The organism is Streptomyces sp. 3211.6 (assembly GCF_003634815.1).
In the GTDB taxonomy this organism is placed as follows: Bacteria; Actinomycetota; Actinomycetes; order Streptomycetales; family Streptomycetaceae; genus Streptomyces; species Streptomyces katrae_A.
This window is the reverse complement of sequence record NZ_RBXC01000001.1, coordinates 4,984,165-4,999,006: the sequence shown is the minus strand read 5'-3', so window position 1 is coordinate 4,999,006 and position 14,842 is coordinate 4,984,165. Positions and strand designations below refer to the sequence as shown.

General features: G+C 71.3%; 10 protein-coding genes and 1 pseudogene. 3 read left to right on the top strand and 8 right to left on the bottom strand.

Annotation, left to right across the window (positions count from 1 at the left end):
- Positions 1-323: 323 nt before the first annotated feature.
- The 3 genes and pseudogenes from BX286_RS37535 to BX286_RS23230 form a co-directional block, all read right to left on the bottom strand.
- Positions 324-536, bottom strand: a pseudogene (locus BX286_RS37535) (HAD family hydrolase); the annotation flags it as partial.
- Between the two features lie 872 nt (positions 537-1,408).
- Positions 1,409-1,855 carry a hypothetical protein gene (locus BX286_RS23235; protein WP_121016217.1) on the bottom strand — a complete coding sequence of 149 codons (447 nt, stop codon included), beginning with the start codon at positions 1,853-1,855 and terminating at the stop codon, positions 1,409-1,411.
- Positions 1,856-2,180: 325 nt separating this feature from the next.
- Positions 2,181-4,016 (bottom strand): phosphoenolpyruvate carboxykinase (GTP), encoded by a 1,836-nt coding sequence (locus BX286_RS23230; RefSeq protein WP_079429487.1) that lies wholly within the window; start codon positions 4,014-4,016, stop codon positions 2,181-2,183.
- 220 nt (positions 4,017-4,236) lie between these two features.
- Here BX286_RS23230 and BX286_RS23225 point away from each other — a divergent pair, with 220 nt between their 5' ends.
- A complete protein-coding gene (locus BX286_RS23225; protein WP_079431918.1) occupies positions 4,237-4,923 on the top strand; it encodes a hemolysin III family protein in 687 nt (228 codons plus the stop codon).
- A gap of 126 nt (positions 4,924-5,049) precedes the next feature.
- Here BX286_RS23225 and BX286_RS23220 read toward each other — a convergent pair whose 3' ends face one another.
- From BX286_RS23220 to BX286_RS23195, 5 genes are all read right to left on the bottom strand, one after another.
- Positions 5,050-7,473, bottom strand: coding sequence for a galactose oxidase early set domain-containing protein (locus BX286_RS23220; protein ID WP_185117194.1), 2,424 nt, complete (start codon positions 7,471-7,473; stop codon positions 5,050-5,052).
- A gap of 22 nt (positions 7,474-7,495) precedes the next feature.
- Positions 7,496-8,707, bottom strand: coding sequence for a glycosyltransferase family 2 protein (locus tag BX286_RS23215; protein WP_121016215.1), 1,212 nt, complete (start codon positions 8,705-8,707; stop codon positions 7,496-7,498).
- A 6-nt stretch (positions 8,708-8,713) separates the two neighbouring features.
- Positions 8,714-10,447: a glycosyltransferase family 39 protein gene (locus BX286_RS23210; protein WP_398898796.1), complete on the bottom strand. Its 1,734-nt coding sequence runs from the start codon at positions 10,445-10,447 to the stop codon at positions 8,714-8,716.
- Positions 10,444-11,739, bottom strand: a complete 1,296-nt coding sequence (locus tag BX286_RS23200) for a glycosyltransferase (RefSeq protein ID WP_079429484.1) — start codon at positions 11,737-11,739, stop codon at positions 10,444-10,446. Before BX286_RS23200 ends, BX286_RS23210 begins: the two co-directional genes overlap by 4 nt.
- A gap of 256 nt (positions 11,740-11,995) precedes the next feature.
- Positions 11,996-14,050, bottom strand: a complete 2,055-nt coding sequence (locus BX286_RS23195) for a thioredoxin domain-containing protein (protein ID WP_121016213.1) — start codon at positions 14,048-14,050, stop codon at positions 11,996-11,998.
- 122 nt (positions 14,051-14,172) lie between these two features.
- Here BX286_RS23195 and BX286_RS23190 point away from each other — a divergent pair, with 122 nt between their 5' ends.
- A complete protein-coding gene (locus BX286_RS23190) occupies positions 14,173-14,436 on the top strand; it encodes a hypothetical protein (protein WP_079431916.1) in 264 nt (87 codons plus the stop codon).
- On the top strand, positions 14,433-14,840 hold the full coding sequence (locus BX286_RS23185; RefSeq protein WP_079429482.1) for a PIN domain-containing protein: 408 nt from the start codon (positions 14,433-14,435) through the stop codon (positions 14,838-14,840). Before BX286_RS23190 ends, BX286_RS23185 begins: the two co-directional genes overlap by 4 nt.
- Positions 14,841-14,842 lie beyond the last annotated feature (2 nt).

Here is a 14,842-nt window from a genome sequence, read left to right as displayed (position 1 = left end):
CAGAAGGGCATCCGGGAACAGCGGGCGCAGGAGATCGCTACGCGCTCCTCTCGTCTCGGCGTCCGGCGACCGTCTTGGGTCGCTGCCTTCACCCAGGGACGAAGGGATGGGCATGCGGGACCGATGGGCGCGTTAGATCGCTACGCGCTCCTCCCGTTCGGCGTCCGGCGGCCGTCCGGGGCTGATATCCGCGACAGATGACTGACGATCGGTGTTAGGGCCAGTTGGTGCTTCACCTGCTGCGCCGACCTCGACCGCTACAGGCCGTCAATAGGACGGGACTTGAGCCCTCTCGGGTTCACGATGTCGACCAGGTCGTTCGCCGCCCGGAGGGCGGACAGCGCCGGTCGGACGTCCTCGCACAGATCCGTCTCATCGAGCCACTCGCCTCGGGCCGCCGCCTGACGGGCCGCGTACTCGGCGGAGATGTCGATGTCAGGCCGTAGGAGGCGGACCGCGTCGGCGTCGGCTCAGGACGCCCAGTAGCGATCGTCACGCGTGAGGGTTTCTCCGATATCCAGAACGACCGCCCGAATCCTGCGGTCAGCGTACTGATCCACCCTCGGGAGAAGTCCTCGCCTGAAGAGGGATGAACCTGCGGCTGAAACCGAGCCGGAGGCGCTGCTCCTGCCGAACTCAGCTCTTCCGACGCACCATTTCGGCGATCCAGACGGGCGCGAACGGGGACGGGAACCCCTGGGCGAGCCGGATGAGCAGCCCCGGACGGCCGTCGGACGCCGGGAATTGAGGAGCGCGTAGCGATCTCCTGCGCCCGCTGTTCCCGGATGCCCTTCTGGTTGGCATTTGGTGCAGGTATCGGCCCCAGGCGGCCGTCGGACGCCGAAATCAGAGGAGCGCGTAGCGATTTGATGCGCCCACCGGCCCCGGATGACGATTCCGTCGTCCTTTCCTGCGGGCAGCAGCCCCAGACGGTCGTCGGACGCTGAGACGGGAGGAGCGCGTAGCGATCTGTCGCGAATCGCGGCCCCGGTTCGCTCCCTCATCGGCCCGGATGCTTGGCGAGGCGGCCCCCGACCATCCCGCCTGGTCGCTGATGCCGCCGGATGCCCTATGAACGTCCGTCCCGTTCCTTTGGGGGTTTCCCGGCAGTCTTCGGCATTTCGCGGCGGGACGGCCTGTCAAGGGTCGCCGCAGGCGATCGCGAAGCGACGCGACGAAGGAGCGCCCTTGACAGGGCGGCCCGACGCGGAAGGACGATGATACTGACGGGAAACCCCCAACCCCTCCCTGAGACCGCTGAGTGAGGCCCCGGCCGCCCCCGGTTCCGGTCGGGTGTCCCGTCACCGCTCGGCGGGATGCCGCCCCCCGACCCGCCCACCCGCACCCGGGGAGGCGGGTGGGCAGGCGCCGCCCAATCCCCGCCCCTCGAGGGGGAGATGGCGCGCCCTCACCCCCGCCCCTCGCCCTCCCGCGCCACCCCCGCGACCCCGCACCATGGTGCCGTCGACGGGGGCCAGACCGGGCCCACGGCCTCGGTGCGGGCGGGCGGGGTGTCCGGGGCGAGACCGGGGAGCCGGACCAGGGATTGGGACACGCGGGCGCCGGCGTCCCCAGCCGACGCCGAGGCCGACGCCGACGCCGACGGCTCCCGGTCGCGGAACTCGACCGTGACCAGGTACGCGCCCTGCCCGCCGCGGGCCTCGACCGACGCCAGGACCCGCCGGCTCGCCGGGTCGATGCGGCAGTCGGTGACCCGGACCTGCGGGGGCGCGGCGGTCGCGTCGGCCGGGCGGGACGGGCTGCTGGCCCAGACGTACAGGCCCAGGGGGGCGAACACCAGGAGGCCGGCCAGGCCCACGAGGCCGACCACCCACCCCTGCCATTTCAGTGCCATGCCCAGATCCTCCCGGGACGCCCCCCGCCCCGCCAGCACCCACCCACTCACACAGCATTTCGAAGCGGGAGCCCCGGGAACGCCTGACGGCGGGCCTCCAGGACAGGGAGGCCCGCCGTCAGCAGACGCACACGGCCTGTCCCGGGGAGCGCGGGCGCTCCCCAGGGGGGCTGACGGGCGGTGGCCGGGACAGTGGCTCCCGCCCGTCGGTCAGGCGTGTGCTGCTCTGGGAAAGCCTTGGTCGGGGATTCCCACAGCGGTGGGAGAACCTTGGTCGGGGACTCCCACGTTCAGGTGGCCTGCCGCATCAGGGCAGGCATCGGGCTCAGCCCAGGCGCTCGACCAGCGCGTGGTACTGCTCCCACAGCTCCTTCGGCGTGTGGTCGCCGTAGGTGTTGAGGTGCTCGGGGACCAGGGCGGCCTCCTCGCGCCACACGTCCTTGTCGACGGTGAGCAGGAAGTCGAGGTCCTCGTCGGAGATGTCCAGGCCGTCGAGGTCGAGGGCGGCCTTGGTCGGCAGGACGCCGATCGGGGTCTCGACGCCCTCGGCGTTGCCGTCGAGGCGGCCGACGATCCACTTCAGGACGCGGCTGTTCTCGCCGAAGCCGGGCCAGACGAACTTGCCCGCGTCGTTCTTGCGGAACCAGTTCACGTAGTAGATCTTCGGGAGCTTGGCCTGGTCCTTGTCGGCCGCGACCTTGACCCAGTGGGCCATGTAGTCGCCCATGTTGTAGCCGCAGAACGGCAGCATCGCGAACGGGTCGCGGCGCAGCTCGCCGACCTTGCCCTCGGCGGCGGCGGTCTTCTCGGAGGCGATGTTCGAGCCGATGAAGACGCCGTGGTTCCAGTCGAAGGACTCGGTGACCAGCGGCACGGCGGAGGCGCGGCGGCCGCCGAAGAGGATCGCGGAGATCGGGACGCCCTTGGGGTCCTCCCACTCGGGGGCGATCGTCGGGCACTGCGAAGCCGGGACGGCGAAGCGGGCGTTGGGGTGGGCGGCCGGGGTCTCGGACTGCGGGGTCCACGGGTTGCCGCGCCAGTCGATGAGCTCGGCCGGGGGCTCTTCGGTCATGCCCTCCCACCACACGTCGCCACCGTCGGGGGTGAGCGCGACGTTGGTGAAGACGGTGTTGGCGTACATCGTCTTCATGGCGTTGGCGTTGGTGTGCTCACCGGTGCCGGGGGCGACGCCGAAGAAGCCGGCCTCGGGGTTGATCGCGTAGAGGCGGCCGTCCTCGCCGAAGCGCATCCAGGCGATGTCGTCGCCGATGGTCTCGACCGTCCAGCCGGGGATGGTCGGCTCCAGCATGGCGAGGTTGGTCTTGCCGCAGGCGGACGGGAAGGCGGCGGCCACGTACTTGGTCTCGCCCTCGCCCTGCGGCGGGGTGAGCTTGAGGATCAGCATGTGCTCGGCGAGCCAGCCCTCGTCACGGGCCATGACCGAGGCGATGCGCAGCGCGTAGCACTTCTTGCCGAGCAGGGCGTTGCCGCCGTAGCCGGAGCCGAAGGACCAGATCTCGCGGGTCTCGGGGAAGTGCGAGATGTACTTGGTGGTGTTGCAGGGCCACGGGACGTCGGCCTCGCCCTCGGCGAGCGGGGCGCCGAGGGTGTGGACGGCCTTGACGAAGAAGCCGTCGGTGCCGAGCTCGTCGAGGACGGCCTTGCCCATGCGGGTCATGGTGCGCATGGCGACCGCGACGTAGGCGGAGTCGGTGATCTCGACGCCGATCGCGGAGAGCTCGGAGCCCAGGGGGCCCATGCAGAAGGGCACGACGTACATCGTGCGGCCCTTCATGGAGCCGCGGAAGATGCCCTTCTCACCGGTGAAGAGCTCCTTCATCTCGGAAGGGGCCTTCCAGTGGTTGGTCGGGCCCGCGTCCTCCTCCTTCTCGGAGCAGATGAAGGTCCGGTCCTCGACGCGCGCGACGTCGGAGGGGTCGGAGGCGGCGTAGTACGAGTTCGGGCGCTTGGTCTCGTCGAGCTTCTTGAAGGTGCCCTTGGCGACGAGCTCCTCGCACAGGCGCTCGTACTCGGCTTCGGAGCCGTCGCACCAGACGACGCGGTCGGGCTGGGTGATCGCCGCGATCTCGTCGACCCAGGAGATCAGCTCCTGGTGCGTCGTCGGGAGGGAAGGGGTGGGAGCCGCGTTGTCGCGCGCCACGATTGCTCCTTGTTGAGGGGTTTGTTTGGTGTATGCCCCGTGGGGGCCGCGACCCGGACGCTTCGCGCTCCGCTCATCCGGTGTCGACCGCACTCATCTGATCATCCGGTGCATGTGCGCATATGTCCAGGGGGCCTCTCACGTGAGCATCGCCACGTCAGTCAATCTTCCGTAAAGAGGACTAACAGAAACCTACGGACCCGTAGGTAGCATGTCGGCCATGACTTCTGACGCCGCTGCCGTAGCGGCCGTACCGGACGAACGCGCAGCTCCGGAGGCCAAACCGGTCATGCGCGGCTGGCTGCACACCGGGATGTTCCCGGCCGTGGTGGTCGCGGGCCTCGCGCTGATGGCCTTCACCGACTCGACGCGCGCGCGGGTCGCGTGCGGTGTGTACATCCTCACCGCGTGCCTGCTCTTCGGCGTCAGCGCCGTCTACCACCGCGGCACCTGGGGCCCGCGCGGCGAGGCCGTCCTGCGCCGGCTCGACCACGCCAACATCTTCCTGATCATCGCGGGCACCTACACCCCGCTCACCGTCCTGCTGCTGCCGGACTCCACCGGGCGGACCCTGCTGTGGGCGGTGTGGCTCGCGGCCGCCGCCGGCATCGCCTTCCGCGTCTTCTGGGTCGGCGCCCCGCGCTGGCTCTACACCCCCTGCTACATAGCGATGGGGTGGGCCGCCGTCTTCTTCCTGCCGGACTTCATGCGCACCGGCGGCATCGCGGTCCTGGTGCTGGTGATCGTCGGCGGCCTCCTCTACAGCGCGGGCGGGGTCATCTACGGGATCAAGCGCCCGAACCCCTCGCCGCGGTTCTTCGGCTTCCACGAGGTCTTCCACTCCCTGACGCTGGCGGCCTTCGTGGCCCATTACGTCGGCATCTCGCTGGCCGCCTACTCGCACTGAGGACCGCTTCATCCTGCCGTTATCGCACGGCCGCCCGGACCTCGCATTCCGGGCGCGGCCCACGGAGGGGGCCCCGCCGCGAGCACGCGGCGGGGCCCCTTTTCCGTGCGGGCGAGGAGCGGGCGGCTAGCAGGTGTAGCCGTCCCCGTCCGCGTCCAGGCGCAGCGGGTCGCTGCCGTTGACCTTCATGCGCCTGGGGAAGCGGTGCGCCGCCAGCCAGTCGCAGCGGGCGGCCGTGGTCTTCGCCACCTCCGCCGGGAAGGCCGTCGGGACGCACACGTTGACCGTCCCGTAGTGCCGGTCGCAGCCGGCCACGGCGGGCGCGACCGGGACCGACGTCCGCGGCTCCGGGTTCTCCTTCGGCGCGGCCAGCTCGCCGGCGAAGGCGTGCTCGTGCGGGGCGGGCTGCCGCTGCGCGGCCGCCGCCGCCAGTGAGGGGGCTCCGCCCAGGTGGACCCAGGTCGCGACGGAGGGGATCCCGGCCGCGTCGACGCCGAAGAGCATGTACCAGCCGGGCGGCGCGAGGTTGGGGTTGCTGGTGACGTTGAGGTCGATGGTGGTGCCGTTGACCACGGTCATCGGCAGGTCGACGAACCGCTGGTTGGGGTCGGAGGAATGGGTGACCGCCGCCGGGCGGATCAGTTCCGCCTTGGCCAGGGGCCGGTCGACGGTGATCCGCTGGGTGTCCCCGTACACCCAGTCGGTGTCGATCACCGAAGTGAGCTTCGGGCGCGGGCCCTTGAACAGGTAGGGCGGGGTGTAGACCGACACCGCGTGGTTGTACGTACCGTTGCCGGGGTTGTCCCCGACCGACATCACCCGGCCGTCGGGCAGCAGGAAGGCGCCCGAGTGGTAGGTGCGCGGGATCGGGTCGGCGGCCAGGCCCGGCTGGTAGGTGTTGGTCCCGGGGTCGAAGAAGGAGGCCTCGAAGACCGGGTCGGCACGGTCGTGCAGTCCGCCGCCGGTCTCCAGCACCTTGCCGTCGGGCAGCAGCACGGCGGAGACGTACATCTTGCCCTCGGCCCCGGTCTGCGGGCGCTTGCCCGCGCCGGTGTCGACCAGGCCCTGGGGGAGGTCGGGGCCCGCGGTGTAGGCGGGGCTCGGCTGCTTCAGGTCGATGAGGTCGGTGAGCCGGTTCGCGGCCGGGTTGGTCTCGTTGTTGCCGCCGCCGATGGTCAGGACCCGCTGGGCCTGGGCCGGGGGCAGCAGGACGCTCGCGGACTCGTCGCGCTGGTCCTTCCCGCGCAGTCCGGGCACGTCGGTGATGGTGTTGGCGTCGTAGTCGTAGACGGAGGCGCCCGAGCCGGCCGTGCCGTTGCCGAAGGTGTGGCTGCCGGAGTAGAACAGCCGGCCGTCCTGCATGAGGATCATCGACGGGTACAGGCCCCAGTAGGACCAGGTCTGGTTGACCTGGTTCAGCGGTAGCCACTTGTTCTGCGCCGCCGAGAACCGCTCCGCGGTGACGTTGCCCGTGGAGTCCTCCTTCAGCCCGCCGAAGGAGATCACGTCGCCGTTGCCGAGGATGGTCGCGGACGGGTACCAGTGCCCGCCGTTGAGATCGTTGGTCTTCGTGTACGTCTCGGTCGCCGGGTCGAAGACGTAACTGTCCTTCAGCCCCTGGTAGCCGGTCTTGCCGTCGGCCGACGGATAGCCCTTGTTGCCGCTCATCACCAGCACCCGGCCGTCGGCCAGCTGCACGTGCCCCGAGCAGAACATGTCCACCGGCGTCGGGATCGTCTTCACGGACCCGGCGACCGGGTCGTAGACGGCGGAGGTGAAGGTACCGGCGTTGAACTGGGAGATGTCGTTGCCGGAACCGGCGATCAGCAGCACCTTGCCGTTCTTCAGGACCACGGCGTGCATCGAGCGCACCGGGTTCTGGGTGCCCATCACCTCCCACTTGCCCTTCGCGCACTCCTCGGCGGTGCCCGTGCAGGTGGGCTGGGGCGGGACGGCGGTCACTTCCTCCAGCGCGTAGTCGTCGGTGGTGAGGGTGCCCACCCCGTAGACGGACAGCCCCCAGGCGATCTTGTCGGTACCGGGCGGGACGGCCGGCGTACGCACCTGGGTGCGCGACCAGGCGGCACTGACCGGCGGGTTCTGCAGGTCGGTCCAGTACTGCCAGCCGGCGGCGGTGTCGTGGCGGAAGACGGTCACCGCCACGTCCGGGGTGTTCGACTTGTACCAGGCGGACAGGTCGTACTGCCTGCCCGGCACGACGGTGGGGGCGCAGGTGGCGTTCTCCGTGACCAGCGCCTTGCGGTCGCCGTCGACGCGGCGGGTGAGCGAGACCTTCATGGCCTTGGTGCCGCTGTGGGCGTCGGCGACGGTGGCGAAGGTGAAGTCGTTGTCGCCCCAGCCGGACTTCTCCCAGCAGGACGGCATGTCGGAGCCGGGCGCGCCGGCGGTCTCGAAACCGGGGTTGGTGAGCAGGTTGGGCGCTCCGGCCGTGGCCTGCTGGGGGGCGGTGAGCAGCAGGCCTGCGGTCATCGCCCCGACGGCGGCCAGCGCGGCCCTGCGCCCTGCCCGCCGTCGGATCGTCCTTGGCATGCGGTGGTCCTTTCGGTGCGGCTCAACTCCTGGTCGTGGGACGGGTACGGGCCGCCGCGCGTGGCCCGCGCGGCAGGTAGACGAGGGCCTCCGTGGCGACGAAGCGCAGGACGAAGGTGGTGACCAGCGCCAGGGCCGTCGCGGGCAGGACGCCGAGGCCGAACCGGCCGACGAACAGCGCGATCAGCGGGATGCGCAGCAGCAGGTCGGCGTTGGCGAGGAGGGCGAAGCGCCCGACGCGGTCCGCCCAGTGGCGGTGGCGGCGGCGGTCGCGGAAGAGGAGGTTCTCGATGAGGAGGAAGTTCCACAGGACCCCGGCCTGGTTGGCGACCACCTCGGCGGCGAGATACTGCATGCCGGCGTGGGTGAGCAGCCACAGCGCGAGGAGGTTGGGGACGAAGCCGGAGAGCCCGATCAGGCCGAAGCCGATCATCCGGGCGAGCGGGCTCGCCGAGCGGAGGGCGGCCAGGTGGGTCAGGAAGCGCAGTCCCTCGCGGGCGGTGGACTTGGACTCCCCGGCGAAGCGCTCCTGGAAGACGAAGGGGACCTCGGCGGTCTTCTGCGGCTGGCAGCGCACGGCCAGCTCCATGAGGATCTTGTAGCCGAGGGGTTTGAGCGCGTCGGTGGTGACGGCGCCGGTGACGGCGGAGCGGCGCATGGCGAAGAACCCGCTCATCGGGTCGCTGATCCCGCGCAGCGCGCGCGGGAAGAGGCCCTTGGCCAGCCAGGTCGCGCCGCGCGAGACGGCGACGCGGTAGCCGCCGGCGAGCCCGGCCCGGCTGCCGCCGGGGAGGTAGCGGGAGGCCACGACGAGGTCGGCCCCGGTGCGTTCGCCCTCGCCGACGAGTTCGGGGACCAGGTGCGGGGGGTGCTGGAGGTCGGCGTCCATGACGACGATCCAGTCCGAGCCGGCCCGTGCGATGCCCTCGACCACGGCTCCGCCCAGGCCACCGGCCGGGCTGTCGCGGTGCAGGACCTCCACCGGGAAGGGGCAGTCGGCGGCGGCCTTCTCGATGAGGGCCGGGGTGTCGTCGGTGGAGTCGTCCACGAAGAGCACCCGGCAGGGCGGGCGCGCGGGCAGGGCGGCGCGCAGCTGCCCGAGCAACTCGGCGACGTTGGCGGACTCGTTGAAGGTCGGGATGATCAGGGTGACGCCGCCGGACCCGGAGGACACCGGCGGAGCGCCGACTTCCGGATCGTCCAGGGCGCGCGGGGGCCACAGGTCCTCGCTCATGGTGCTTCAGCTCCCACTCTCGCGGTCGGTGCGGCGGATCTCGATACGGTCCTCGCCCGTACCGAAGACGGCGACCGCGGTCGAATGCTCCAGAGCAGCCTTCACCGTGGGCAGGTCCACCGCGTCGCGACGCACGGTCGGCGAGGAGACCACGTAGTCGATGTCCCGCCAGCCCCGAGGCAGTGTCTTGCCGACGGCCGGGTCGAGGTCCGCCTTGTAGAACCAGATCGCGCCCGGTCCGGGTGCAAAACCGGAGTGAACGGCGTCCAGCCAGAGCGCGTCGTCGACGAGGACGCGGGTGTTCGCCGGGTCGGGCACCTCCCGGCCCAGCCAGGCCGCGGCCTGCCGGTAGGGGCCGTTGGCGTCGGCCGTGAGGGCGGTGCGGTCGCCCTCGTACCAGCGCGGCAGCACGTACGCGGCGGCCGAGGCGGCGAGGACGCCGGCCAGCGCCCACCGCGCGTACACCAGCGCCCGCCGCTCCCCGGGCCCGCGGTGCCGGCGCAGGACGGCGTGGGCGACGGCGGCCGCGGCGGCGGCGAGGACCAGGGCGAGGAAGGGCAGGGCCTGGATGACGTACATCGCCGGGAGGTAGCCGGAGGGCCGCATCGCCACCACCGCGAGGAGCACGGCGGCCAGGGCCGGGCCCGCCAGCGCCCGGGCGGTGACCGACCACCGGTGGGCGGCCAGCAGCAGGACGGCGCCGGCCAGGCCGCCCAGCGGCAGGACGGTGTCGTAGTACAGCCAGGACCGCAGGACGCCGTTGGAGCCGGAGCCGGGGTCCAGGATGAAGCCGGAGCCGGGGCGGCTCATCTGGTAGGTGATGCCGTCGATGAGGGAGACGTGTCCGGCGCCGGGCAGCAGCTCGTTGTTGAGCAGCGCGTACAGCGGGTACGACAGGCCGATCAGGGCGCAGGCGGTGACGGCTCCGGTGACGGCGAACTTGCGGGTGTCGCGGTGGCTGTGACGCCACATCGTCACCAGCAGCGCCGGGAGCACCACCAGCATCGTCTCCTTGGTCAGGACGGCGGTGGCGGCCGCCAGCCCCGAGGCGAAGTGGTGCCACAGGTGCCGGCTGGGGGACGCGGCGAGGCAGAAGGCCAGCAGCATCCACACCACTGCGAGGTTGTCGAGGAAGATCTCCCGCTGGAGCACCACGGACAGCGGGGACAGCCCGAACAGCCCCATCGCGAGCCCCGCCGCCCAGCGCGGCAGCCACAGCCGGCGCGCCAGCACGTAGATCAGTACGGAACCGGCCGCCGAGACGGCGAGCATCGAGAAGCGCATCGGCGCGACCGTCATCCCGTCGGGCACGAACAGGGACGGCAGCCAGGTCAGGCCCGCGATCTGTATCCAGCCGAGCGGCGGGTGGTCGTACCAGTACGTGTAGTGCGCCAGTCCCTCGCCCTGCTGGACCGCCCACGCCTGGGCCAGGTAGGTGCCCTCGTCGTCGCTCAGCGCCGGGAAGGCCGTGAGGTTCCAGCCCTGGACGAGGACGATCACCAGCAGGAGGACCCCGCACAGCAGCAGGTCGGGGCGCGAGGAGCGGAAGCGCACCACCCGCCGGGCCGGGGCGGACGGGCTTGAGCCGGGACCTCCGCCGGTACCCGCGCCCGTGCCGTCCGTGCCGTCCGGGCCGGCGGGGCGCCGGGAGCCGGGCAGGTGGCGTACGGGCAGGAGCTGGCCGGTGGCGGTCGCGTCGGCGGGCTGGGGATCAGTGGCCGTGGGCACGGTGGCGGTCACCGGTGGGCGTCCTCTCGGATCGGGGCGCCGGAGGGAGCGGCGCCGGAGGGGGCGGTCTCCAGGTGGGCGCCCGTGTGGCTGGTGAGTTCCCACTCGTTGCGGCCGCGCTGCTCGCGCCAGACCGCCCGGATCGCGGCGCCCGCCAGCATCACCTGGTAGAACGGGCCGCCGACGACGAGCTTGAGGTAGTGCACGAAGCGCACGCGCAGCCCGTACTGGCGGCCGAAGTCGTGCAGGCCGACGATCTCGAAGACGAAGGTCACCATCGCCGTGATCAGGGGCAGGAAGGTGATGATCGCGACCCCGACGGGCACGTCGAGGAAGACCGCGACGGCGAAGTTCACCGGGATGATCACCCCGGAGGCCGCCTGCATGAACGGGGTCATCAGCGTGTAGCGGGCGAGCCAGCGCTGTCCCCGGCCGGGCAGCCGCTGCCAGTCCTTCTTCCGGTAGACCTGCAGGAAGCCCTGGTTCCAGCGGGTGCGCTGCTTGAGCAGGCTCATCAGCGAGCCCGGGGTCTCCTCGCGGGTCACCATGTCGCAGTCGTAGGCGACGACCACCTTCTTGCCGGCCGAGGAGAGCCTCACTCCCAGGTCGCAGTCCTCGGCGAGGCAGTTCTGGTCCCAGCCGCCGGCCTCGCGCAGCACCTCGGTGCGCACGAACACGGTGTTCCCGCCGAGCGGGATGAACCCCTTCTCGGCGTGCAGGTGGAGGCGGGAGCGGAACCAGAAGAAGTACTCCAGGCAGTTGCGCAGGCTGTACCAGCTGGAATGGAAGTTGATCAGCTGCACCCCGCCCTGGACCACGTCGGCGCCGGTGGCGCGGAAGGCGTGGTCGACGTGGGAGAGCAGCTGGGGGTGGACCTGGTCCTCGGCGTCGAAGACCCCGACGATGTCGCCCCGGCAGTGCGGCAGGGCCGTGTTGAGGGCCTTCGGCTTGTTCTTGGCCTCGTTGTGGTCCACGACGACGCGGACCCGCCCGGGCGCACCGGCGGCGGCGCGGTCGGCGACGGCGGCGGTCTCCGGGTCGTCATGGCCGACGATGACGATGATCTCGTAGTCGGTGTGGCCCGACTCCAGGAGCCGGGCGATGGTGTGTTCCAGCACGGCCTGCTCGTGACGGGCGGGCAGCAGGAGCGAGAAGGCCAGCCGGTCCCCGCCGTCGGGGCGGTCGAAGCGGGTCGAGGCCAGCGTCTCCGGCGTGCGCCAGGCGTGCATTTGCCACCACAAGGTGAGGGCGGCGATCCAGAAGAGCGCAACAGAAATGGCGGATATGACAACAGAGGTGAACAAACCGTCCCCCCACAGACATGCCGCAACCCCAGGCGGCGACCGGCAAACCCCCCGAAGGCGTGACGCGGGCCCCCCGGCCCGCCGCCCCCGTGTTCCCCCTCGTGCACACCCCCCAGTGCGCGTCTCGGTGACTGCCCTCGGTGACTCCCGAAGACATGAGACTAGGCAGCGCATGTGAAGCCCAGGCGCCGCCCAGTTAAAAACCACATTTCCGAGTCGATGTACCGCAACCGGAATTGACAGCACTCCGGCACTTTCAGGGACGAACCACACCCAACTGGTCCGCCAGCTCGTCCGGTTCCGTCGTAGGCCGCGCGCAGACGAAGTGCCGGCACACGTACGCCGTCGGAAGGTCGCGCACCAGTGTGCGCTCGGTCAGCAGGGGGAACTCCCCTCCGCTGCCGTCCGCCGCACGCGGCGGCCCGACCGCCACGACCGCCCCGGGAGCGGTCCCCAGCAACGCGGTGCGGTGCAGGGCGGCCGTCGCCGGATCCTCGGGATGCCCGACGACGGCCACTTCGCGGGGGCCGTCCACGAGCGCCTCCGCCACCGCCAGACCGTGCCCGATGAAGCGCGGGGCGCGCGGACCGAGGGCCTGCACCACCCCCAGAGCCCGCTCGGCCGCCTCGCGGTGGGGGCGCGAACCGGTGTGCGCGGCGTACGACAGCAGCGCGCCGGCCGCGGCCGTCCAGCCGGAGGGGGCGGCGGTGTCGGTGGGGTCCTGAGGGCGGCGGATCAGCTGCTCGGCGTCGTGCGCGGTGTCGTACAGCGAGCCGTCCTCGGCGGTGAAGCGGGCCATCACCAGGTCGACGAGGAACCCGGCGAACTCCAGCCACACCCCCTCACCGGTGACGGAGGCCAGGGTCAGGAAGCCCTCGGCGACGTCCCCGTAGTCCTCCAGCACCCCGGCGTTCGCGCCGGCCCGCCCGTCCTTGCTGGTCCGGGCCAGCCGGGCCGTCCCGTCCATGTGCACGCGCACCAGCAGGTCGGCGGCCTCGGTCGCCCGCTCGACCAGGTCCGGCCGCTCGAAGAAGGCCCCGCACTCGGCGAGGGCGGCGATGGCCAGCCCGTTCCAGGCGGCCACCACCTTGTCGTCCCGCCCGGGCGCGGGCCGCCGCCCGCGTGCCGCGAGCAGCCGCTCCCGGATGGAGGCCAACCGCCCGGCCTCCACCACCGGCCCGTCCTGCGGCAGTTGCAGCACCGACTTCCCGTGCTCGAAGGTCCCCTCTTCGGTGACCCCGAAGTACGCCGCGGCCAGCTGCCCGTCGTCCTCCCCGAGCACGTCCGCCAACTCCCCGGGCGTCCAGGCGTAGTACGCCCCTTCGGCGTGCCGCCCGCTCCCCTCCTCCTCACTGTCGGCATCGAGCGCGGAGGCGAACCCGCCCTCGCCGGTGCGCAGTTCCCGCACCATGAAGTCGGCGGTCTCCAGCGCGACCCGGCGCGCGAGGTCCGACCCGGTGGCCCGCCACAGATGCGCGTAGACCCGGCACAGCAGCGCATTGTCGTAGAGCATCTTCTCGAAGTGCGGCACGACCCACTCCCGGTCCACGGAGTACCGCGCGAACCCCCCGCCGAGCTGGTCGTAGATCCCGCCCCGGGCCATGGCCTCACAGGTGTCGGCCGCCATCTGCAGCGCACCCTCGGACCCGGTGCGGGCGTGGTGGCGCAGCAGGAACTCCAGCGCCATGGACGGCGGGAACTTCGGCGCCCCGCCGAACCCGCCCCGCACGGCGTCGTACTCCCGCGTCAGCCCGAGCAGCGCCCGCCCCAGCTCCTCACCCCCGGGCAGCCCGGCCTTCCCGTAGTCCAGCTGCCGCCCGGCGAGATCCCGCACGATCCGCTGCGCGACCTCGGCCACCTCCTCCCGCCGCCCGACCCAGGCCCCGCGCACGCCTTCGAGCACCTGCATGAAGGAGGGCATGCCGTGCCGCGGCTCGGGCGGGAAGTAGGTCCCGAAGTAGAAGGGCTCGGCGTCGGGCGTCAGGAACACGGTCATGGGCCACCCGCCCTGCCCGGTGGCCGCCTGCACGGCCTCCATGTACACGGCGTCGACATCGGGCCGCTCCTCGCGGTCGACCTTGATGTTGACGAAGTGCTCGTTCATGTAGGCGGCGGCGAGCTCGTCCTCGAAGGACTCGTGCGCCATGACATGGCACCAGTGACACGAGCTGTACCCGACGCTCAGCAACACCGGAACGTCCCGGCGCCGCGCTTCGGCGAACGCTCCGTCGGACCAGGGCCACCAGTCGACCGGATTGTCGGCGTGCTGCAGGAGATAGGGGGAGGTCTCGTTCGCGAGGCGGTTCGGCATGACCCCATCCTGCAGGACGACGGGCCGGATACCGGGATGCCCTCCGGACGGGCAGCCGAGGGAAGGGACAGGCGGCGCCGAGCGGCTCGATGTTGTAATAGATGCCGTATTACACTAGGGCCATGAAGTCGAGCCGACCTGGGACCACCGAGAACATCTCCGTCTCCATGCCCTCCGAGCTGGTCAGTGAGCTCCGGTCAAGGACCGGGCGCCGGGGACTGTCCAGCTATGTCACCGAGGCTGTCAGGCATCAGCTCGCCATGGACGGGCTCGCGGAGATCGTGACGGCCCACGAAGAAGTACACGGCGCGCTTACTGAGCAGGAGATCGAAGCCGCACGACGCGAGTTGTTCGGAGACGAGAACGCTGAGCGGGGCGCCGCGTGAAAGAGCAACCGGCCCGCTCGCTGGTGCTCGACTCCGAGGCGCTCTCCCTGCTCCTGCGCAACGACCGCAAAATGGCGGCTCGCATCGAGGCATCCCGGCAGGCCGGAGTTCCCGTCCTCGTGTCTGCGCTGACCATCGTCGAAGCCGTGCAGGGGAAGACCGATCTGGCGCGCTTGAAGTGGGTGCTCTCCCGGTTGCGGGTGGAACCGGTCAGCCAGGAGGATTCCCTGACCGCCGTGGCACTGCTTCGGGACGCAGGCGGGCTGCACGGGCACAAGTACGCCATCGACGCTCTCGTCGCCGCGCTCGCACTCCGCGTCCCGGCCCCCGCGATCGCCCTGACCTCCGACCGCGACGACTGGTCGAAGCTCTGCGATACCCGCGTGATGATCAGAGAAGTATGACG